Here is an 18,450-nt window from a genome sequence, read left to right on the forward strand (position 1 = left end):
ATGTCCACGATGCATGACGTGGCCCAGCGGGCCGGGGTGTCACTGAAGACGGTCTCCCGTGTGGTCAACGGCGAGCCCAACGTCAGTGAACAGACCCGACAGAAGGTCGACGCCGCCATAGCGGAGCTGGACTTCCGGCCGAACTCGGTCGCCCGCAACCTGCGCACCGGCCGGATCGACCTCGTCGGACTCGCCCTGCCCCACCTGTCCCAGCCCTACTTCTCCTCGCTCGCCGAAGAGATCATGCGGGAGGCGGAGCGCCTTGGGCTCACGGTGCTGATCGAACTCACCGAAGGAGACGCCGAGGCCGAACTCGCACTGGTCCGGGAGCACGGCCCGCACCTGGGCGGGCTGCTGATGTACCCGGTGGGGCTGTCGGACGCGCAGGCCCTGACCGTGGCACGGACCGTGCCGACGGTGTTCATCTCCGAACGTGCCTACGACGCGCCCGTCGACCGGGTCGCCATGGCCAACCGAGAAGGCGTCCGGGCCCTCGTCGGCCACATGGTGTCGCTGGGATACACCCGGATCGCGGCTCTGGGCGCCGACCACACCGGCCGGCCCGAGCGGGCCGCCGCCCACCTGCGCCTGGAGGGCTACCGGGACGGGCTGCGCGACGCCGGCCTGCCCTATCTGCCCGACCTGGTCCTCGAAGTGGGAACCCCCCACTGGAACCGCCAGGAGGGAGCCACGGGCATGCGCCGGCTGATCCAAGCCGGCACCCCCTTCGACGCCGTGGTCGCCTTCGCGGACGCGCTGGCGCTGGGTGCCCTGCACGCCCTTCAGGAAGCGGGGGTGAGGGTCCCGGCCGAGGTGGCCGTCGCCGGCTTCGACGACACGGACGACGCCCGGTACGCCCACCCCTCGCTCACCTCTATCGCCCCCGGCAGGGCCCAGATCGCACGGGAAGCCCTGGCCCTGCTGAACGACCGCATGAACGGAACGGTCGAGCGGGAGTCCGGGCGGCTGGTCGTCGCCGACCACCAACTGACCGTCCGTGAATCGACTCTGGGAGGGACGGCCGCATGGGGCGGAGCGTGACCATGCGTACCGTGGCCGAAAAGGCGGGCGTGTCGACGAAGACGGTCTCCAACGTCATCAACGGCACCGGCTCCTTCAGCCCGGAGACGGAACACCGCGTCCGTGCGGCCGTCGAGGAACTCGGCTACCGGATAAACCCCTTCGCCCGCGGCCTGCGCTCGCAGCGCACCGGCACCATCGCGCTGGTCCTCCCGAACGTCTACCAGCCGTTCAACGCGGAACTGGCCGAACAGGTCATCCGGGCTCCGGAGACTCAGGGACTGAAAGTGGTCGTCGAGACCACGCGCGGAGACGCCGAGCGTGAACGAGCCGTCCTGTCCACGTCGCACAAGGAACTCGTGGACGGGGTCATCTACGTGCCGCAGGCCCTCACGCCCGAGGAATACCTGCCCCTGCCCCTCACCCAGCCCACCGTCGTCCTCGGCGAACGCCCCGCCCAGGCGGCCGGGATGCATCTGGACTACGTCGAGATCGCCGACGAGCAGGGCACGCACGCGGCCGTCAGCCACCTGCTCGCCCAGGGCCGACGCCGTATCGCCGCCCTGTGCGAACAGGCGGAGCCACGCGCCGGCGGTCGACGTCTGCGCGGTTACCGCAGAGCTCTCGAAGACGCCGGTGTCGCCTACGACGACTCGCTGGTGATCGGCGTGGACAACGCCGACCTGTGGTCCTCCGGCGCCGGCGCGGTGGCCCGCCTGCTGCGCACCCGCGTCCGCTTCGACGCCCTGTTCTGCTACAACGACGTGGTCGCCATCGGCGCTCTGTCGGTCCTGACGCGAAGCGGCGTCGCCGTCCCCGACGACGTGGCCCTGGCGGGCTTCGACGACATCGACGCAGCCCGCTTCGCCTCACCGCCCCTGACCACCGTCGACCCGCAGCGCGCGACGATCGCCCGCAGAGCCGTGTCGCTCCTGCGCTCCCGCATGGACATGGAGGACTTCCGGGAACTCCCCGGCCGCTGCGAGAGCGCCGGATTCGTCCTGCGGGTGCGCAGATCCTCCTCGGCCACTTCGGGCACGCCTGGCGAATCGCCGTAATTGCGATGTCCTGGAAAAACTGATCGGAGCAGGAGCTTGCTCTGCACCATGTCAATGGAGCGAGCGCCTCCGGTATGTCGTCAGACGGCCTTCAGTAGCCGACGGGGCAACAGCGTGAGCCATGAGAACCCCCGGCGAAGGGTCTATGGAGCGATCAACTTCGACTCTTCGCCGGGGGTCCCTTGCCTGGTCGGCTCACGCCGTGCTGATGCGTCTTTGCTGCTGCCTCAGCCGGTGAGCTGCATCTGCATCTGGAGTTGCAGCAGCTCCTCGACGTGTCGGATCTCGACGATCCGACCGTCGACCACCCGCGCGAGATCGATGCCGGAGCAGGTCACGTCACGGCCGGTCGCGGGCAGTCCGAACCAAGGGCCGGTGTGGGTCGCTGTGATCACCCACTGGGAGACGACCCAGCCGTCGTCTGTCTCGGCCTGGTAGACGATCTCGTGGTGAGGGTTGGTGAACCCGTCGCGCATGGCAGCGACCATTCCCTTCATCCCCTCGATCGCCGAGGGAGCCCCTGGGGGCAGGTTGTGGTCGACGAGATCGGGCGAGACCAGGGTGTCCAGTGCGGCGATGTCGCCCGCGTCGAAGGCGGCGAACAGACGGGTAGGGACATCGCGGGCGGACGTGGGTTGGCTGTTCATCAGGGGTTTCCTCTCGCCTCGGTGTGCCGGCTCTCGAAGTTGGTCAGGCTGTGGGGTTGGTGGGGTACAAGGCGTTGATCTCGGCCAGGACGCGGTCGGGTGCTTCGTGGAGGAGGAAGTGTCCTGCGCCGGGGACATCGGCGGAGGTGGCGTGGGGGGCGGCGTCCTGGAGGGGCGGCAGGACCATGTCGGCGAGGCCGGCCTGGGTGATCATGCGGACCGGGATGGTCAGCGGGGTCTCCTGGAGTTTGGTGTTGTCGGCCTCGTCCTGGATCTCGGTCCGGTAGAGCTCGAAGCCGGCGTGCAGGACCTGGGGGCGGGAGTACAGCCGGACGAACTCGGCCAGTTCGTCGGCGGAGATGTTCTCGCCGGCGGTCTTCATCCCCTGGAAGAAGTGGGTGAGGAAGGTCTCGACCCGGCCGGTGACCAGTTCCTCCGCGAGGGGACGCTGCTTATTGAAGGAGAAGTGCCAGAACATCGACTCGATGGCGGCGAACTTCAGGTTCTTGCCGGTCAGGCCGTAGTCCATGAGGAACAGGCCCGACACCTGCTCGCGGTACTGGGCGGCCAGCGGGTAGGCGACGCTGACGCCGAAGTCGTGGGCGACGACCTGCACGTTCTCGCGATGGCCGAGGTGGTCGAGCAGCTTGTGGACGTAGGTGGCCAGGGCCGTCTTGGCCCTGGAGGGCGGGTTTCCGGTCGAGTCGCCCAGGCCCGGCAGGTCGATGGCGATGACGGTGCGGCCGGGCAGCAGCGAGGGCATGATCTGGCGGTACTCGTACCAGCTCTGCGGCCAGCCGTGCAGCAGCACCATGACCTGCGGGCCGTCGCCGCCGATGACGTAGTGCATCTGTACGTCGTCGATGGTGGCGAAGCCGTGCCGGAAGTGCTTGTTGAACTCGGCGTCGTCCTTGGTCGCCGCGTCGTAGCCGGGGCTGAGAGGCTCCTCCGACTCGACGGCTACGGCGGTCGTGGAGGCTGTGGTGAAGGCGTTCATGGTCGTGGTACGTCCTTTGTGACGGGGGGTGTCGTGCACGGCGGTGCGGCTGGAGGCCGGTGGACCGCGCCTGATTGCGGCCGCCCGGGGTGGGCGGTCAGACAGCGATGCCGCCGTCGACGTTCCAGCTGGTGCCGGTGATGAAGTGGGCTTCGGGGCCGGCGAGATAGGCGACGGCGCTGGCGATGTCGGCGGGCTCGGCGAAGTGGTCGAGCGGCATGAGCTGCTTGAGGGATTCCGCGTACGGTCCGGAGGCAGGGGTCATGTCCGTAGCGGTGGGGCCGGGCTGCACGTTGTTGACGGTGATGCCGCGCGGACCGAGTTCGCGGGCCAGGCCGCGGGTGAGACCGGCGACAGCGGCCTTGGTCAGGGCGTAGACGGTTGCGCCCGGGAAGGGGACGCGGTCGACGATGACGCTGCCGATGGTGATGATGCGACCGCCCGGGCCGAGGTGGGGAGCGGCGGCCTGCACGGCGCTGAACACGCCCCGGACGTTGACGGCGATCATCCGGTCGAACTCCGCCAGCGGGAAGTCCTCGATCGGCGCGGCGTGGGAGACGCCGGCGTTGTTGACGAGGATGTCCAGTCCGCCGAAATGCTCCGTGGTGCGGCTGACCGCGGCCCGGACGGCTTCGTGGTCCGCGTTGTCCGCCTGCACGGCCAGGGCGCCCGTCGCCTCGGCCACGGCGTCGGCCTGGTCCTTGGCGCTGGCGTAGGTGAAGGCGACCTGGGCGCCGTCGGCGGTCAGACGGCGCACGATCGCGGCACCTATGCCCCGGGACCCGCCCGTGACCAGGGCGGTCTTGCCGTCGAGGGGCCGTACGCCGGACCGGGTGGTGCCGGGGGCGAGCTGGGTGCCCATAGGTGTCTCCGATTCTTCAGCACTTCACTTACGAACCGAACCGCTCGGTTACTATATCCATGATGACACTAACCTGAGCAACCACGGGATTCCTTCCGTGGCGGCGAACTTTTCTCAAGGAGGCTTCGATGCCCAGCACGGGACGGCCCCGGTCCTTCGACACCGACGAGGCGCTGGAGGTGGCGATGCGGGTGTTCTGGGCCGAGGGTTACGAAGGTGCCTCGCTCGCCGCGCTGACCGAGGCCATGGGGATCAACCGGCGCAGCATCTACGCCGCCTTCGGCAACAAGGAGGAGCTGTTCCGCAAGGCCGTCGACCGCTATGTGCAGGGCCCGGGAGCCTTTGTGGCCCCGGCACTTCAGCTGCCCACCGCCCGGCAGGTGGCCGAGGCGATGCTGCACGGAGGCGTGGAGGCCCACACCGCGCCCGGCTGCCCGCGCGGCTGCCTGCTGGTGCAGTCCGCGCTGGCCGCCGGCCCGGAAAGCGAACCGGTCCGCCGCGACCTGGCCGAACGCCGCGAGGCCGGAGTAGCCGCCCTGCGGAAACGGTTCGAACAAGCCCAGGCCGAGGGCGACCTGCCACTCACCGCCGACCCGGAAACCCTCGCCCGCTATGTGCACACCGTCGGGCAGGGCCTCGCCGTACAGGCCGCCGGCGGCGCCAGCCGAGAAGACATGCGCCGCGTCGCCGACCAGGCACTCAGCACCTGGCCGAGCAACTGAAGCCTCGCGGCGCCGGCCGGCCGGACGGTCTGCGGGTGCGAACGGATCTGAGTGGAGCGGCGGCGCAACGAGGCCTGTGAGGGCACGGTGGAGCTCGTCGGCCGGGCCAAGGCGACGGGTCGGCTGCGCGAGGACTTCGACTCCTCGGACCTGGTGCTGCTGCACATGGCCAACGCTGGTGTCGTCAACGCCACCGGCGACGCCGCCCCCGACGCCTGGCGCCGCGTTGTCGCCCTGTTCATCCAGTCTTTCGAGGCCCCCGCCCGCGGCACCCTGCCCGCCTCAACCGAGCATGACGCCCTCTGCAGGGCCATGCTCCGCGCCGGTCCGGCCGCTGATGCGCGTACCAACTGACCTGGAACGGGAGCGTGCGGAGCCTCTGCGCGGTGGAAGGGGAATCCGCTGTGCGGGGTTCTATCCCCTTGGCTGGACTGGGCGGACGCGGCTGTTGCCGTAGAAGCCGTCTGACTCAATCGCCCCTCAGGGGCCATTGAGGGGCGACAAGGACAGAAACAGACCAACAAGCACCGCGCAGGGCTGACCCAGATCAGCACGTCTGACCTGCCAGAACGGCGTGAATCGGCAATGATCGGCAACGGCCGCCAAGATCCCCAAGGGACTCGTGATCCGTCGGCCGTGGGTTCGAGTCCCACCCGCCCCACCATGCACTCCTGTGACCTGCGGAAACGTCTCATCTGGGCTGCGGATGCAGGGCGTTGGTCCACGGGGCTGAATCCGCTGCTCGTGAGTTCGAGTCGTGGGTGGGCTGTGCGAGCGTCTGGATGTCGGATTCTGGACGCTGGCTGGACGCGAGGATCCGGAAGTGGTGACGCCCGGTGACCCCGGGGTGTCGGGAGACGGCCCAGGCCACAGCTGACTGACCGCCAGGCGGCCGGGCCGGTCAGAAGCTCGGTGCCCGTCGGCATCGCGCGAGCGTTACTGCCTGAGGTCGATCGTGCGGACCGGCTGCCCTGTCGTGCGGGCGATGGTTTCGAAGTCGCGGTCGTAGTGGAGCAGAGTGAGTCCCGCTTCTTCCGCGGCTGCGGCCACCAGGAGGTCCACGGGGCCCGCGCTGCGGTGTTCTCCCTTGGTGGTCAACTGTTCCTGGATGACGCGGGAGCGGCGGTGGACACCGTCGGGCATGGGGCACCAGGCGTAGTGGGCGTCGAGTGCCGACTTCAAGCGGGCGCGGTCCGTGGCCGAACGGGCCGAGTAGAGGACTTCCAGTTCGGTGAGGTCGCAGATCGCGACGAGGCCGGCGGCGATCCTGTCGTCCCATTCGGCCGTGTTCTGGCGGAGCAGGACGCGGGCAAGGGCGGAGGTGTCGATGAGGTAGTCGGCGACCGTCACTCGTGTGCTCCGGTGTCGCGGTCATCGTCCGCCGCGCCCGCGCTCGTGGGGCGGTATGCGCTCTTGTCCAACAGTAGGTCGATGTCCAGAGCGCCCTCGGCCACCAGTTCGCGGGCCTCGTCGAGTGCTCGCAAACGCCGGTAGCGGGCAGTGACTTCCCGCAGCGCGGTGTTGATGGTGTCGCGTTTGGTGGAGGTGCCGAGCTCTCTGGCAGCTGCTTCCAGTGCCTCGTCGTCGAGATCGATGACCGTCCGACTCATGGTGGCCTCCTCCACTTGGATGTACCAGGCCAAGTGTATCACGATACAAGATCTTTTATATATTCCACGGTGTGGAGCCGCAAGCGTTTGTGTGGAAACGGCCCGTACAGGAAACGGTACGAAGGGGCACTCGGGGTGCGCGGAGACGACTGTGGACGTTCACCCCGTTCCCTGCGAAGTGCTGTTCTTGTCCGTTGTCCAATGCCAAATGCCCATGGTGAGACCTCCGTCGTCGATCCCCAACCGGCATTCAGTTCAGGGTCTGACCGGCGTACAAGGCGCCGAGGGCTGCGGCGATGGTGCCGAGCAGGAGGCGTAGGACCCGTTCGGGCAGGCGAGGTTGAAGGCGTGCGCCCAGGTAGCCGCCGATCAGTCCGCCGGTGCCGCAGGCGAGCCCGAGCCGCCAGTCGGGGGCCACGTCACCGGTGCTCACGAGCGACAGCAGTGCGTAGGCGGCGGCGCCGACGAGGGAGGTGGCGAAGGTGGCGGCGAGCGCGGCCGGGGCGACGCGGGCGACGGGCAGGCCGCGCCCGACGAGGATCGGGCCGAGGAGGGAGCCGCCGCCGATGCCGTAGATGCCGCCGACCACTCCGACTGCCAGGGCGAGGCCGGTGAGGGTACGTGGGGGCGGCTCGCCCGCGTGCGGCGGGCGGTGGCGTGCCGGGGCGAGGGTTCGCAGGCACAGCCACAGGCCGAGCGGCAGCAGCAGGGTGGCGATCAGGAGCCGGAAGACGTCCGGGCCGGGGAGGGCGAAGACACGGATGGCGGCGCCGAGTACGACGCCGGGCAGCGTGCCCAGCACCAGGCGCCGGGTGAGGTCGCCGCGCAGGGCGCCGTCGTGGCGGTAGCGCCACAGGGCGCCGGGTCCGGCGACGACGTTGAACAACAGGTTGGTCGGCGTGACGGCTGGGTTGGGCACGCCGAAGACGCTCAGCTGGACCGGAAGGAGGAACACCGCGCCGGACACGCCGACGGGGGCCGTCACGGTCGCGATCAGCAGGCCGGCGGCCAGCCCGCCCGGCACTGTCCAGTCCACCGTTGCCCCCGCCCGTCGCTCGCCCGGTCAGTATCAGCGCGGCGGGCGGCCATGTGGCCCTCCTGCAACACGATGTTCATGGGCAGCAGGTGCAGCCGGGCCGGCAGCCGCACGCGTCCGCGTCGTTGTGCGACGCGGCGGGCGCGGGGGTGGCTGTCGGGGTGCAGCAGCCTTTGCCCTGCCAGGCGTCGCGTCCTTCCTTGACGGCGATGACGGCGATGACCAGGGCAGCGATGGGGTCGGCCCAGGACCAGCCGAGGGTGGCGTTGAGGATCAGGCCGGCCAGGAGTACGGCCGAGAGGTAGGTGCACAGCAGGGTCTGCTTGGAGTCGGCGACCGCGGAGGCGGAGCCGAGTTCGCGTCCGGTACGCCGCTGGGCGGCGGACAGGAACGGCATCACCGCCAGGGAGAGGGCGGCGAGGACGATGCCGGGAAGGGAGCGTTCGGCCTCGCCGGTGCCGGTCAGGGCGCGGACGGCGTCGACGGCGACGTACAGGGCGAGAGCGAAGAACGACACCGCGATGATCCGCAGAGTGGTCCTCTCGCGGGCTTCGCGTACGGCGTGCTCGCGGGCGGAGAACTGCCAGGCGACCGCGGCGGCGGAGGAGACCTCGATGACGGAGTCCAGGCCGAAGCCGATCAGCGCGGTGGAGGAGGCGAGGGTGCCGGCGGTGAGGGCGACGGCCGCCTCGATGACGTTGTAGGTGATCGTCGCGGTGACCAGCAGACCTATTCGGCGGGTGAGCGTCTCGCGGCGGGCCGGGGAGGGTCCGAGGGATATCGCGGTCATCAGCAGCAGCCCTTTGACTCCGCGTCCGGGCAGGTCTTGTCCGCCTCCACTGCGACCACTGCGGCGCGCAGGTCGTCGAGGGCGTGGCCGAGGCGTTCGTCGGCGAGTTCGTAGCGGGTGCGCCGGCCGTCGGGCGCGGTGATGACCAGGCCGCAGTCGCGCAGGCAGGCCAGGTGGTTGGAGAGCCGGGTGCGGGAGATGCCGAGCTGGTCGGCGAGGTCGGCCGGGTAGGCGGGGGCCTGGCGCAGGGCGAGCAGGATGCGGCAGCGGATGGGGTCGGCGAGCGCGCGGCCGAAGCGGGCCAGCACGTCGATGTCGGAGGCAACGGTCAGCACACCATGACAGTACAGCGAATCCTGAATTCAAGAAACCGTGGACTATGGTGGCGTTCATGACGGACGACGGGCAGGAGCTGGCCGACGCGCAGCAGATGCACTGGCAGGAGACGTACACCGCGCACCCCGGCATGTACGGGGAGGAGCCCTCGACTGCAGCCGTGCACGCCGTCGGCGTCTTCCGTGCCGCCGGGACCCGTGATGTTGTCGAGCTCGGGGCCGGCCATGGCCGCGACGCTTTGTACTTCGCCCGCGAGGGCTTCAGCGTTGAGGCCACCGACTTCTCCACCACCGGCCTCGAGCAGCTGCGGGCCGCCGCCCGACAGCAGGGGGTGGCCGATCGTGTGACCGCCGTCGTGCACGACGTCCGCGACCCGCTGCCTGTGCCGGACGCCTCGGTGGACGCGGTGTTCGCGCACATGCTGCTGTGCATGGCCCTGTCGACGAAGGGGATCCATGCTCTTGTCGGCGAGGTCGGCCGGGTGCTGCGGCCCGGCGGCGCCTTCGTCTATACCGTCCGTCACACCGGCGACGCTCACTACGGCACCGGTACCGCTCACGGTGACCACATCTACGAGCACGGCGGCTTCGCCGTGCACTTCTTCGACCGGGCCTTGGTCGACGCTCTCGCCGGCGGCTGGACCCTGAACGAGGTACACGCCTTCGAGGAGGGCGATCTGCCGCGCCGCCTGTGGCGCATCACTCAGACCCTGCCCCGGTGAAGGCGCGGGATCAGGCGCCCATCACGCGGTACATGCCGATCGAGTCGTGCGTGGCGGTGCCGGCGAAGCCAAACTTCTCGTAGAGGACGTGGCGGGGCCGTCCGCGATGAGTGAGACGTAGGCGGTCGCGGGCGCCCGGCGCTCCAGTTCCTCGGTGAGCGCATGGTCGGGTTTCTCCTGCAGTGGCCCACCATCCCCACCCTGGTCATGTTCCCGGTCCTGGTGTACGTGTACGTCCGGCTGGCCCGCAGCGAGGAATACGAGGTCGCCGCACGGTTCGGTGAGCAGTGGGCTGCCTACGCCCGTCTCACCCCGGCGTTCTGGCCCCGGTTGCGTCACTGGGCGGCAGTGCGGGGGCGGCGGCCGGCTGATGCCATGCGAGGTGCGCGCGGGCCGGCCGCCCGAAGGTGACCGGTGATGACGGCCTGCCCGTTCAAATCGGTTCGTCAGAACGTCCGGGGCCACCATGAGGCTCGGGCTCGATCTCGTCATGCGCCGCGTGCTCGGCCCGCTGAGCATCTCCACCGTGCTCGTGACGGCCGGCTGTCAGTGGTAGGCGTGGACGACGGCGTGGCCCTTGCCCCGGCCGATCATCCACTTGTTCACGGGCGTGGTGATCAGGAACGCGACCGCGAACCCGCCCAGGAGGGCCGACCAGAACAGCCCGTCGGAAAGGTGAGCGTCCATCGCGCCCGGGGTGAGGGCGATGATGCCGTTGTCGACCAGCTCCATTACGGCGATGGAGACCGTGTCGGCGGCCAGTGCCACCTTGATCGCGGACTTGAGGTCCAGGCCGGCCGGGCGGACCGCGAACAGGGTGAACGAGTAGCCGAACACGAACGCGAGCGTGATCGCGAGGATCATCGTCGGCGCGTTGCCCCAGCCCAGAGCGGTACCGATGACCATGCCGAGGACCTCGCCGATGGCGCACCCGGTCAGGCAGTGCAGCGTGGCCTTCGCCGCCGTCGCCCAGGACGCTCTCCCCTGACCGCCCTGGTGCATCGCGTGGTCGGTATGGCCGTGGTCGCCCTCGTGGGTGGCGTGGTCGTGAGCGGTGCTGGTGTGGTGCGCGCTGTGGTCCATCAGACTTCCTCCCCGTACCTGTCCCTCGTGGCCATCCCCTGGCCACAGTCAGGAATCTTATACCCCCAGGGGGTATGACGCCAGGGATTTTCCGCCCCTGCGGGTGACTGGTGGACCACGGTGCAGGGTGTGTCTGGCGATGGCCAGTGCGGCGGTCTGTGGTGCCGCCAAGGTTTGGGGTTGTCGGGTTCGGGCTCAGCTCCGAGCCCGGTGGTCCGCGTCGTTCTGTGCGGCGTGCAACTCGGCGAACTCTCGGCGTAGCTCGTCCAGTCGTGGCTGGACCGCGACGGAATCGTTTCGGCCCATCCCGTGCGAGCCTCCGCGCACCATGAATCACATCGTCAGGCCCATGCCGAAAGGGCAGGCCAGGAGGAGTAGTGGATACAGGCGCAGAGGCACGGTGACCATCTGGGTGATGGGTGGATGCGGGGCGGTGATTATTGAAGTCTACTAAGTAGACTAGATGGTAGGGCTCTGGAGCAGGTCGAGGCCGAGCAGGCGGCGCCCGGGTACCACGACAACAAAGACGCCGTCCTCAAGCGGCTTCGCCGTGTCGAGGGTCAAGTGCGCGGCCTGCAGCGCCTGGTGCAGAAGGACACGTAGTGCATCGACGTACTCACCCAGGTCGCGGCGACGACCACGGCCCTCCAGGCCGTAGCGACGCAACTGCTTGAGGACCACCTGGCGCACTGCGTGCACGAGGCCCAGGACAATGTCGCCGAGGCTACGCAGGCCGTCGCCCGGTTGATGCGCACCTGATCCTGAACTGGCCCAACGCCGAAGGCGCCCGGCCTTCGGGCCGGGCGCCTCGGTCAACAGCGTTGTTCACACGCTCACTTGAAGGACCGCAGCCGCAGGCTGTTGGTCACCACGAACACCGACGAGAACGCCATCGCGGCGCCCGCGATCATCGGGTTGAGCATGCCGAAGGCGGCCAGCGGCAGGGCAGCGACGTTGTAGCCGAAGGCCCAGAAGAGGTTGCCCTTGATGGTGGCCAGGGTTCTGCGGGAGAGGCGGATCGCGTCGCCCGCCACGCGCAGGTCGCCGCGTACGAGGGTCAGGTCGCCGGCCTCGATCGCCGCGTCCGTGCCGGTACCCATCGCGAGCCCCAGGTCGGCGGTGGCGAGGGCGGCCGCGTCGTTGACGCCGTCGCCGACCATCGCGACCGTACGGCCCTCGCCCTGCAGCCGCTTGACCACGTCCACCTTGTCCTGCGGGAGGACTTCGGCGATGACCTCGTCGATGCCGACGGCCTTCGCGACCGACTTGGCGACCAGCTGGTTGTCGCCGGTCAGCAGTACGGGCGCCAGTCCCAGGCTGCGCAGTTCGGCCACCGCTTCGGCGCTGGTCTCCTTGATGGCGTCGGCGACGGTGAGGACACCGCGCGCCTCACCGTCCCAGGCGACGGCAACCGCCGTACGTCCCTCCGCCTCCGCGGCGGCCTTGGCCTCGGCCAGCTCCGGGGGGAGTGCGATGCTCCACCCCTTGAGAAGCCTCTCTCGCCCGACGAGCACCGCGTGGCCGTCGACGACGCCCTGGACGCCGAGGCCGGCGACGTTCTCGAAGTTCTCCGGCACGGGAAGGCTTCCGGTCCGCTCGATCGCGCCGACCGCGATCGCCTGGGCTATGGGGTGTTCGGAGGCATGCTCCAACGCGCCCGCCAGCCGCAGCAGTTCGTCCTTGTCCACGCCAGGGGCGACGTACGCGTCCTGGAGGGTCATGCGGCCGGTGGTGACCGTTCCGGTCTTGTCGAGGACGACGGTGTCGACGCGGCGGGTGGACTCCAGTACCTCGGGGCCCTTGATGAGGATGCCGAGTTGGGCGCCGCGGCCGGTGCCGACCATGAGCGCGGTCGGCGTGGCCAGGCCCAGGGCGCACGGGCAGGCGATGATGAGGACGGCGATGGCGGCGGTGAAAGCGGACACGGTGTCGCCGGTCGCGCCGAGCCAGACCCCGAACGTGGCGACCGCGATGAAGATGACGACCGGTACGAAGATCCCGGAGATCCGGTCGGCCAGGCGCTGCACCTCGGCCTTGCCGTTCTGCGCGTCCTCGACCAGCTTCGCCATCCGTGCGAGCTGGGTGTCCGTGCCGATGCGGGTCGCCTCGACGACGAGCCGGCCGCCGGCGTTCACGGTCGCCCCGGTGACGGCGTCCCCGACGGTCACGTCCACCGGCACCGACTCGCCGGTCAGCATGGACGCGTCCACCGCCGACGCACCCTCCATGATGGTGCCGTCGGTCGCGATCTTCTCTCCGGGCCGTACGACGAAGCGGTCACCGACGGCCAACTGGCCGACCGGGACGCGCACTTCCTTGCCACCGCGCAGCACCGCGACGTCCTTCGCGCCCAGCTCCATGAGCGCCCGCAGCGCCGCTCCCGACTTCCTCTTGGCACGAGCCTCCAGGTACCGGCCCGCGAGGATGAACGTCGTCACCCCGGCCGCGGCCTCCAGGTAGAGGGAGGAGGAACCGTCCCCGCGGGAGACGGTGAACTCGAAGCCATGGCGCATGCCCGGCATCCCGGCGTGTCCCCAGAACAGCGCCCACACCGACCAGCCGAGCGCGGCGAGCGTGCCGATCGACACCAGGGTGTCCATGGTCGCGGCGCCGTGCCGCAGGTTCGTCCAGGCCGCCTTGTGGAACGGGAAAGCGCCCCAGACCACGACGGGGGCCGCAAGGGTCAGCGACAGCCACTGCCAGTTGTCGAACTGCAGGGCCGGGACCATCGCCATCAGGACGACGGGCACGGTGAGAACCAGCGAGATGTACAGGCGCTCGCGCAGGGACAACAGCTCGCCGTCCGTCGCCGGAGCGGCCTGCGCTTCGCCTCCGTCCCCTGTGTCCGATGCGGGCGGGGGCGGCTCCTCGGCGGTGTAGCCGGTCTTCTCCACGGTGGCGATGAGGTCTGCGACCTCGACACCTTCCGGGAACGAGACCTTCGCCTTCTCGGTGGCGTAGTTGACGGTCGCGGTGACGCCGTCCATACGGTTGAGCTTCTTCTCGATACGGGCGGCGCACGAGGCGCAGGTCATGCCGCCGATGGAGAGCTCGACCTCGGAGGCGGGCGCGGGCGCCGTGCCGTGGAGTGTCTGTTCGGGAGCCGTGCTGGTCATTGCGTGTCTCCAGAGGGAGGCCGGGACGTACGGCGGCCGTATCAGCGGAGCGGTACGTCCCGGCGCGGGAGGAATGCGCGTGTCCGGGGCTGTGGTGGCCCCGGAGAGGTCGTCAGGCGCGGCCGACGAGCTCGTAGCCGGCCTCGTCGACGGCGGCGCGGACGGCCTCCTCGTCGAGCGGGGCGGCGGAGGCGACGGTGACCTCACCGGACGCGGCGACGGCCTTGACCGCGGTGACGCCGTCCAGCGCGGAGATCTCCTGGGAGACCGCGCCCTCGCAGTGGCCGCAGGTCATGCCGGAGACCTTGTAGACGGTGGTGACGCCGACGCCCTGGACGTCGACCGTGGCGTTGGAGCCGCAGGAACCGGAGCCGCAGCAGGAGCTGGCGTTCGTCTCAGTGGTCATGGCTTCTTCCTCAGGGTGTGGATGCGTGGGTCGTCATCCGGGAGTGGCGTGGTTCCCTGGCCCTCCCGAATGCGTCAACACTATACCCCCCAGGGGTATTCATGTCATGTGAGATGCTGCCTACACGGCACTCAGGTGAGGGCGGCCCGCGACCGGACAGTGGCGAGCGTGCCCGCCGCGGCCGTGCCCGTCGTTCGTTGCCGTGACCGTGTGTGCGTCGGTGTCCTCGTTCACCACGGTGATCTTCTCGCCAGGTCCCGCCCAGGTTCACTGTCCCCGTCGGAACAGGCAGTGGCGAGCAGCAGGGCGGCGACTGCCCCGAACACCAGTGGGACGGCGGCACGTCGGCGGCGATGTGAAGGCGACATCGGATCGGGCCCTTCGTGCGGCGCCCGAGAGCGGCCTGGGCCAGGGATCACGGATCCGAGCCCGTCCGGGCACATGAATCGCTTATGTCCATTCTCTGCCTCGGGCTTCGGGCGCCAAGTGGCTTCGTAGCGGCAGTGGCACCCCGTGCCGGTCTGTGCCGGTGAGCCTCACACGGCCATCATCAGCAGCATCGCGGACATGGTCCCGCCCATGCCGATGTGGGCCGCCAGTGCCGCCTCCGGTGCGGCCCCGAGCTTGCGCCGCCGCCCGTGGCCCGTCCGCTGTGCTGTGCGGGCCCTGTCCCACACCGAGGTCGTCAGGGACGCCAGGAAGACGAACACCGTGTCCGGCATGGCGAGCAGCCAGCGACCCCAGCTGAACCGGGTCCCGGCGCCCCGGCCGATCTTGCGGCTGCTTCGAGCCCTGGCCCACACGGATGCCCCGATCGACAGCGCGAAGTACACGGCGAGTGCCACGACCAGGAGCCGCCACACGGTGGAGGACCCGGAGGAGGCGCCGGTGTCGGCCGCGGCCTGCGTCATGCCGTGCATGTCCATCCCGTGTGCGGAGCCCATCCCCTCCATGGACTCCATGCCGGCCATCTCGTGGCTGTGCGCGGTGCTCGCCGTGTTCTCCATGCCCGGCATGTGCGCCATGGAGGAATGGCCCAGGGCGAGCACCGGGCCGGACGACGTACTCGTCATGGCGAGCGTCATGATCACCATGCCGGCGCTGCCGATGATGAGGTGCACCCAGTGACGGCCGTGCTTCCATCCACCCTCGCGCGTGTGCCTGACCGCCATCGCCACGCCTGCGAGAGAGAGGAGGGCGAACACACCCGACCACCACATGCCGTAGTCCGCGTACCAGGCGACCGTCGCCGGCAAGGCCATGGCGGCCATGCACAGACCCATGAGCAGGTCGCCTCCGGCCGCGAGCCGGGCCGTACCGCTGGTGGTCACCACGCGGACCGCGCTGACGGCGGCCACCAGGGCGGCGACCGCCGCGATGGCCCAACTGAGCGCCATGGTCCCCATCTTCACCTTCCCGATCGTCTGAGCGCGGCCGGACTGCGATGCCGACACAGCCTCGACGCACAGAGCACTCATGGGCGTCTCCTGGGCTGTGACTGCTAGTGCCCTTAGTACGTCCTGAGGTTGGGGAGCGTTCAGGGGCGGTGAGATTTCACGGCAGGGCGAACGAGTGTGCGGCGGCCGCGCACGCCGTCGCCAGTGATCACGGCGGGCGACGAACCCGGGGGATCACTGTCACGCGTCTGCCGTGCCACGCCTGAGTGCCATCCGCAGGCCGGGCCTGTTGCCTCGCACCCGTGCGGGGCAGCGGTGGCTCGTGCAGGCGCTGCTGCCCGCGACGTGGATGTTCACGGCGTCGGACGACCGGCTGCGCATGACAGCCGACGTTCCGCGTACCGAGGTCGCTGTGGTCTTCGGTGCGGGACTGATGTGGAACGGCGAACCACGAAGTGGTTCTGGTCACCGGCGACAGCAGCAGCCCGCACTGCAACGAGCCGTACCCCATGCGCCGCTGTCTCGCCCGTCAAGGCGTACCCGACGGGCGCATCGTCAGCGACTACGGCTTTGACACGGTGATCAGGCATCAGTTCAGGGCGCTGCCCGTTTTCCAGGTCTCCCAGTCGACGTTCCAGTCGCCGTAGCCGTTGTTGGTGGCGACGGTGTCGACGGAGTTGACCACGGTGACCGGGGCGCCGAGGTGGACCTGTTCGTAGAACCACTTCGCGTCCGCCGTGCTCATGCCGATGCAGCCGTGGCTGGCGTTGACCACGCCGAACTTGCCCTCGTTCCAGGGCGCCGCGTGGGCGTAGGTGCCGGACGGGGTGAGCTGGACGTCCCACTTCACTGCGCCGAGGTCGTACGCCTCCTGCCCGAAGATGCCGACCGTCGCGGAGTTCATGCGGATCGTCGGGACCTTGCTGAGGACGACCATCGTGCCGTTCCAGGTCTCGAAGTCCTTCTTGCCGGTCGAGACCTTCAGGGTCCGGAGTGTCCGGCCGTTCTTCGCCACCGTCATGGTCTTCTTCTCGACGTCTACGGTGCTCGTGACGGCATCGCCGATGGTGAAGTCCACGACGCGTTGCTGGGTGCCGTAGACACCGTTGCCCGCGTCGACGCCCGCGAGGTCCATCCGCAGGGTGACGTCGGTGCCGGGCTTCCAGAACGCCTTGGGCCGGTAGTCGATGCGGTCCTTGCCGTCCCGGTCCTTCATCCAGCTCCAGGACCCATCGACCACGGGGGAGGCGGTGACCTTGAGCTTCCGCTCGACGGCGACCTTGTCGTGGATCGGCTTGTTGAAGGTTATGGAGACCGGCATCGCGACGCCGACCTTGGTGCCCTTGTCGGGGTTGTAGGTGCCGACGAAGGTGTTCGCCGCCGCTGCGGTCGTGAACGAGTCCGTCTTGCTGAGCGCGGACCCGCCGGACGCCGTGCCCTTGGCCTTCACCGTGTAGGTGGCGCCGGGGGCCAGGGGTGTGGTGGAGGTCCAGACGGACTTGTCCTTGGACCAGGTGCCGGAGAGCTTGCCGGGTCCGGGGGAGCTGACGTCCACGGACGACAAGGAACCGCCCTTTGCGTGCACGGTCACCTTCTTGTCGACCGTGACCGTGGTGCTGTCACCGCCGGGCTCCACGACTATCGCGGCCGGTCCGCTTTTCTTGTCGTCGTCGGTCGCTATGTCCGCGCCGCTGTCCGACGTACCGCCGGAACTGCACGCGGCGAGCAGGACGGCGGCGCCCGAGGCGAGCGCGAGCGGCTGCGCGATCCGGCGGGTGAACCGTGGTGCCGGGTGTTGTCCCATGTGGTCGTCTCCGCTTCCTAGAGATCTAAGTGTATTCGTAGACGTGTGGGAGAGGGGCCTGAGTTCCGGCTTCAAGTGATGCTTCAGCCAGGAGATGTTCCGGGTGCCAGAACTGTGTATGACTACTAGTAATTTTCGTAGACTGGAGAGGGTGTGGTCGTGGGCGGTGCAACAGGAAGCGGCACGTGGTGCTGGCGCCGTCCACGGCCGCGCCTTCCGGAGCAATCTCAAGATCCTCCCGGGAGTGCCCTGGTTCGGGCGGCACAGGCTGTGGTGGCCAGGTACCCCCAGGGGGTAAGGTGTCGACTCCGGTGATCGCACGAGGGCGAGTGGAGCTCATGACGGCGCGAACGGCTCGTGGCGGCGGCATAGCCGTCCGCTGGGCGTACGGGGTTTTCCTCACCCTGTGCGTCGTGCTGGCCGTGCTCGTTCACCACGAGACGTCCGCGACGGGCGTCTCGTCGATGCCGAGCAACGCCCATGCCGCGATGTCGAGCACGGCCCATGCCGCTCACGCGATGCCGGATGAGGCAGTGGCGACCCTCTCCGACGACTCCTCGCACGGCGCCGACGACAACGGCGCGTGCGCCGCGCCCGCCATGCAGCATTGCGCCGCGGCGAGCGTCGACTCCGTGCAACTCGCCGTTCCCGCCCAAGTCGCGTTCGACCCGTTGGCGAACCTGAGTCAGGCCGTGGCCGGACGTGCACCCGGCGCGACGGTCGGCCGAGCCCCGCCAGATCTGTCCGTCCTCTCGCAACTGCGCATATAGGCCGCGCCGGACGGCGCGCGATGTGCCGTCCTTCCGCGACCACATCGGCAGTTTCGAAGCAGAGGACACCACTCC

General features: G+C 69.3%; 20 protein-coding genes and 3 pseudogenes. 9 read left to right on the forward strand and 14 right to left on the reverse strand.

Annotation, left to right across the window (positions count from 1 at the left end):
- Positions 1 to 1,041: a LacI family DNA-binding transcriptional regulator gene (locus tag AQJ46_RS12040; protein ID WP_059205546.1), complete on the forward strand. Its 1,041-nt coding sequence runs from the start codon at positions 1 to 3 to the stop codon at positions 1,039 to 1,041.
- A 2-nt stretch (positions 1,042 to 1,043) separates the two neighbouring features.
- Complete coding sequence (locus AQJ46_RS12045) at positions 1,044 to 2,078, forward strand: LacI family DNA-binding transcriptional regulator (RefSeq protein ID WP_059205547.1); 1,035 nt, start codon at positions 1,044 to 1,046, stop codon at positions 2,076 to 2,078.
- A gap of 227 nt (positions 2,079 to 2,305) precedes the next feature.
- Here the strand turns inward: AQJ46_RS12045 and AQJ46_RS12050 are convergent, their stop codons facing one another.
- From AQJ46_RS12050 to AQJ46_RS12060, 3 genes are all read right to left on the reverse strand, one after another.
- Positions 2,306 to 2,725: an ester cyclase gene (locus AQJ46_RS12050; RefSeq protein ID WP_059205548.1), complete on the reverse strand. Its 420-nt coding sequence runs from the start codon at positions 2,723 to 2,725 to the stop codon at positions 2,306 to 2,308.
- A 43-nt stretch (positions 2,726 to 2,768) separates the two neighbouring features.
- On the reverse strand, positions 2,769 to 3,722 hold the full coding sequence (locus tag AQJ46_RS12055; RefSeq protein WP_059205549.1) for an alpha/beta fold hydrolase: 954 nt from the start codon (positions 3,720 to 3,722) through the stop codon (positions 2,769 to 2,771).
- 97 nt (positions 3,723 to 3,819) lie between these two features.
- On the reverse strand, positions 3,820 to 4,584 hold the full coding sequence (locus AQJ46_RS12060; RefSeq protein ID WP_059205550.1) for a 3-oxoacyl-ACP reductase family protein: 765 nt from the start codon (positions 4,582 to 4,584) through the stop codon (positions 3,820 to 3,822).
- A gap of 128 nt (positions 4,585 to 4,712) precedes the next feature.
- Between AQJ46_RS12060 and AQJ46_RS12065 the strand changes: the two genes are divergently transcribed.
- Positions 4,713 to 5,306: a TetR/AcrR family transcriptional regulator gene (locus AQJ46_RS12065; RefSeq protein WP_059205551.1), complete on the forward strand. Its 594-nt coding sequence runs from the start codon at positions 4,713 to 4,715 to the stop codon at positions 5,304 to 5,306.
- Between the two features lie 51 nt (positions 5,307 to 5,357).
- A complete protein-coding gene (locus AQJ46_RS12070; protein ID WP_318656717.1) occupies positions 5,358 to 5,660 on the forward strand; it encodes a hypothetical protein in 303 nt (100 codons plus the stop codon).
- Positions 5,661 to 6,242: 582 nt separating this feature from the next.
- On the opposite strand, the gene AQJ46_RS12075 is transcribed toward AQJ46_RS12070, so the two are convergent.
- The 5 genes from AQJ46_RS12075 to AQJ46_RS12095 form a co-directional block, all read right to left on the reverse strand.
- The gene (locus tag AQJ46_RS12075; protein WP_059205552.1) at positions 6,243 to 6,656 is read right to left on the reverse strand and encodes a PIN domain nuclease; all 414 of its coding nucleotides are present in this window, start codon (positions 6,654 to 6,656) and stop codon (positions 6,243 to 6,245) included.
- Positions 6,653 to 6,916: a type II toxin-antitoxin system VapB family antitoxin gene (locus tag AQJ46_RS12080; protein ID WP_059205553.1), complete on the reverse strand. Its 264-nt coding sequence runs from the start codon at positions 6,914 to 6,916 to the stop codon at positions 6,653 to 6,655. The genes AQJ46_RS12075 and AQJ46_RS12080 overlap by 4 nt, the downstream gene beginning before the upstream one ends.
- Positions 6,917 to 7,166: 250 nt before the next feature.
- Positions 7,167 to 7,952 (reverse strand): sulfite exporter TauE/SafE family protein, encoded by a 786-nt coding sequence (locus AQJ46_RS12085; protein ID WP_059205554.1) that lies wholly within the window; start codon positions 7,950 to 7,952, stop codon positions 7,167 to 7,169.
- Positions 7,953 to 8,028: 76 nt separating this feature from the next.
- Entirely contained in the window at positions 8,029 to 8,742 is a 714-nt protein-coding gene (locus AQJ46_RS12090; RefSeq protein ID WP_059205555.1) for a cation diffusion facilitator family transporter, read from the reverse strand.
- The gene (locus AQJ46_RS12095) at positions 8,742 to 9,077 is read right to left on the reverse strand and encodes an ArsR/SmtB family transcription factor (protein ID WP_059205556.1); all 336 of its coding nucleotides are present in this window, start codon (positions 9,075 to 9,077) and stop codon (positions 8,742 to 8,744) included. Before AQJ46_RS12095 ends, AQJ46_RS12090 begins: the two co-directional genes overlap by 1 nt.
- A 56-nt stretch (positions 9,078 to 9,133) precedes the next feature.
- Here AQJ46_RS12095 and AQJ46_RS12100 point away from each other — a divergent pair, with 56 nt between their 5' ends.
- Complete coding sequence (locus AQJ46_RS12100; RefSeq protein WP_059205847.1) at positions 9,134 to 9,799, forward strand: class I SAM-dependent methyltransferase; 666 nt, start codon at positions 9,134 to 9,136, stop codon at positions 9,797 to 9,799.
- A 10-nt stretch (positions 9,800 to 9,809) separates the two neighbouring features.
- Here the strand turns inward: AQJ46_RS12100 and AQJ46_RS57180 are convergent.
- Positions 9,810 to 9,961, reverse strand: a pseudogene (locus AQJ46_RS57180) (GNAT family N-acetyltransferase); the annotation flags it as partial.
- Between AQJ46_RS57180 and AQJ46_RS57185 the strand changes: the two are divergent.
- Complete coding sequence (locus tag AQJ46_RS57185) at positions 9,962 to 10,210, forward strand: methyltransferase family protein (protein ID WP_059205557.1); 249 nt, start codon at positions 9,962 to 9,964, stop codon at positions 10,208 to 10,210.
- 135 nt (positions 10,211 to 10,345) lie between these two features.
- Here the strand turns inward: AQJ46_RS57185 and AQJ46_RS12110 are convergent, their stop codons facing one another.
- Positions 10,346 to 10,882 (reverse strand): DUF4396 domain-containing protein, encoded by a 537-nt coding sequence (locus AQJ46_RS12110; RefSeq protein WP_059205558.1) that lies wholly within the window; start codon positions 10,880 to 10,882, stop codon positions 10,346 to 10,348.
- A gap of 474 nt (positions 10,883 to 11,356) precedes the next feature.
- Here AQJ46_RS12110 and AQJ46_RS52080 point away from each other — a divergent pair.
- Positions 11,357 to 11,641: pseudogene (locus tag AQJ46_RS52080) on the forward strand (metal-sensitive transcriptional regulator).
- A gap of 74 nt (positions 11,642 to 11,715) precedes the next feature.
- Here the strand turns inward: AQJ46_RS52080 and AQJ46_RS12120 are convergent.
- The 3 genes from AQJ46_RS12120 to AQJ46_RS12130 all read right to left on the reverse strand — a co-directional run bounded on the left by AQJ46_RS12120 (position 11,716) and on the right by AQJ46_RS12130 (position 15,882).
- On the reverse strand, positions 11,716 to 13,998 hold the full coding sequence (locus AQJ46_RS12120) for a heavy metal translocating P-type ATPase (protein WP_059205560.1): 2,283 nt from the start codon (positions 13,996 to 13,998) through the stop codon (positions 11,716 to 11,718).
- A 112-nt stretch (positions 13,999 to 14,110) separates the two neighbouring features.
- The gene (locus AQJ46_RS12125; RefSeq protein WP_059205561.1) at positions 14,111 to 14,404 is read right to left on the reverse strand and encodes a heavy-metal-associated domain-containing protein; all 294 of its coding nucleotides are present in this window, start codon (positions 14,402 to 14,404) and stop codon (positions 14,111 to 14,113) included.
- A gap of 536 nt (positions 14,405 to 14,940) precedes the next feature.
- Positions 14,941 to 15,882 (reverse strand): DUF5134 domain-containing protein, encoded by a 942-nt coding sequence (locus tag AQJ46_RS12130; protein ID WP_225887307.1) that lies wholly within the window; start codon positions 15,880 to 15,882, stop codon positions 14,941 to 14,943.
- 190 nt (positions 15,883 to 16,072) lie between these two features.
- Here AQJ46_RS12130 and AQJ46_RS57190 point away from each other — a divergent pair.
- Positions 16,073 to 16,379 (forward strand): annotated as a pseudogene (locus AQJ46_RS57190) (hypothetical protein); the annotation flags it as partial.
- Between the two features lie 11 nt (positions 16,380 to 16,390).
- Here AQJ46_RS57190 and AQJ46_RS12135 read toward each other — a convergent pair.
- Entirely contained in the window at positions 16,391 to 17,605 is a 1,215-nt protein-coding gene (locus tag AQJ46_RS12135; protein ID WP_059205562.1) for a L,D-transpeptidase, read from the reverse strand.
- Positions 17,606 to 17,943: 338 nt separating this feature from the next.
- Here AQJ46_RS12135 and AQJ46_RS12140 point away from each other — a divergent pair, with 338 nt between their 5' ends.
- Positions 17,944 to 18,375: a DUF6153 family protein gene (locus tag AQJ46_RS12140; protein WP_059205849.1), complete on the forward strand. Its 432-nt coding sequence runs from the start codon at positions 17,944 to 17,946 to the stop codon at positions 18,373 to 18,375.
- Positions 18,376 to 18,450: the final 75 nt, after the last annotated feature.

Origin of the sequence: Streptomyces canus, assembly GCF_001514145.1 — a bacterium.
Classification (GTDB): Bacteria; Actinomycetota; Actinomycetes; order Streptomycetales; family Streptomycetaceae; genus Streptomyces; species Streptomyces canus.

Coding starts and splice junctions, on each gene's coding strand:
- AQJ46_RS12040 (WP_059205546.1), top strand. CDS start 1: ATGTCCACGATGCATGACGTGGCCCAGCGGGCCGGGGTGTCACTGAAG.
- AQJ46_RS12045 (WP_059205547.1), top strand. CDS start 1,044: ATGCGTACCGTGGCCGAAAAGGCGGGCGTGTCGACGAAGACGGTCTCC.
- AQJ46_RS12050 (WP_059205548.1), bottom strand. CDS start 2,725: ATGAACAGCCAACCCACGTCCGCCCGCGATGTCCCTACCCGTCTGTTC.
- AQJ46_RS12055 (WP_059205549.1), bottom strand. CDS start 3,722: ATGAACGCCTTCACCACAGCCTCCACGACCGCCGTAGCCGTCGAGTCG.
- AQJ46_RS12060 (WP_059205550.1), bottom strand. CDS start 4,584: ATGGGCACCCAGCTCGCCCCCGGCACCACCCGGTCCGGCGTACGGCCC.
- AQJ46_RS12065 (WP_059205551.1), top strand. CDS start 4,713: ATGCCCAGCACGGGACGGCCCCGGTCCTTCGACACCGACGAGGCGCTG.
- AQJ46_RS12080 (WP_059205553.1), bottom strand. CDS start 6,916: ATGAGTCGGACGGTCATCGATCTCGACGACGAGGCACTGGAAGCAGCT.
- AQJ46_RS12090 (WP_059205555.1), bottom strand. CDS start 8,742: ATGACCGCGATATCCCTCGGACCCTCCCCGGCCCGCCGCGAGACGCTC.
- AQJ46_RS12100 (WP_059205847.1), top strand. CDS start 9,134: ATGACGGACGACGGGCAGGAGCTGGCCGACGCGCAGCAGATGCACTGG.
- AQJ46_RS57185 (WP_059205557.1), top strand. CDS start 9,962: ATGGTCGGGTTTCTCCTGCAGTGGCCCACCATCCCCACCCTGGTCATG.
- AQJ46_RS12110 (WP_059205558.1), bottom strand. CDS start 10,882: ATGGACCACAGCGCGCACCACACCAGCACCGCTCACGACCACGCCACC.
- AQJ46_RS12120 (WP_059205560.1), bottom strand. CDS start 13,998: ATGACCAGCACGGCTCCCGAACAGACACTCCACGGCACGGCGCCCGCG.
- AQJ46_RS12125 (WP_059205561.1), bottom strand. CDS start 14,404: ATGACCACTGAGACGAACGCCAGCTCCTGCTGCGGCTCCGGTTCCTGC.
- AQJ46_RS12130 (WP_225887307.1), bottom strand. CDS start 15,882: ATGAGTGCTCTGTGCGTCGAGGCTGTGTCGGCATCGCAGTCCGGCCGC.
- AQJ46_RS12135 (WP_059205562.1), bottom strand. CDS start 17,605: ATGGGACAACACCCGGCACCACGGTTCACCCGCCGGATCGCGCAGCCG.
- AQJ46_RS12140 (WP_059205849.1), top strand. CDS start 17,944: ATGACGGCGCGAACGGCTCGTGGCGGCGGCATAGCCGTCCGCTGGGCG.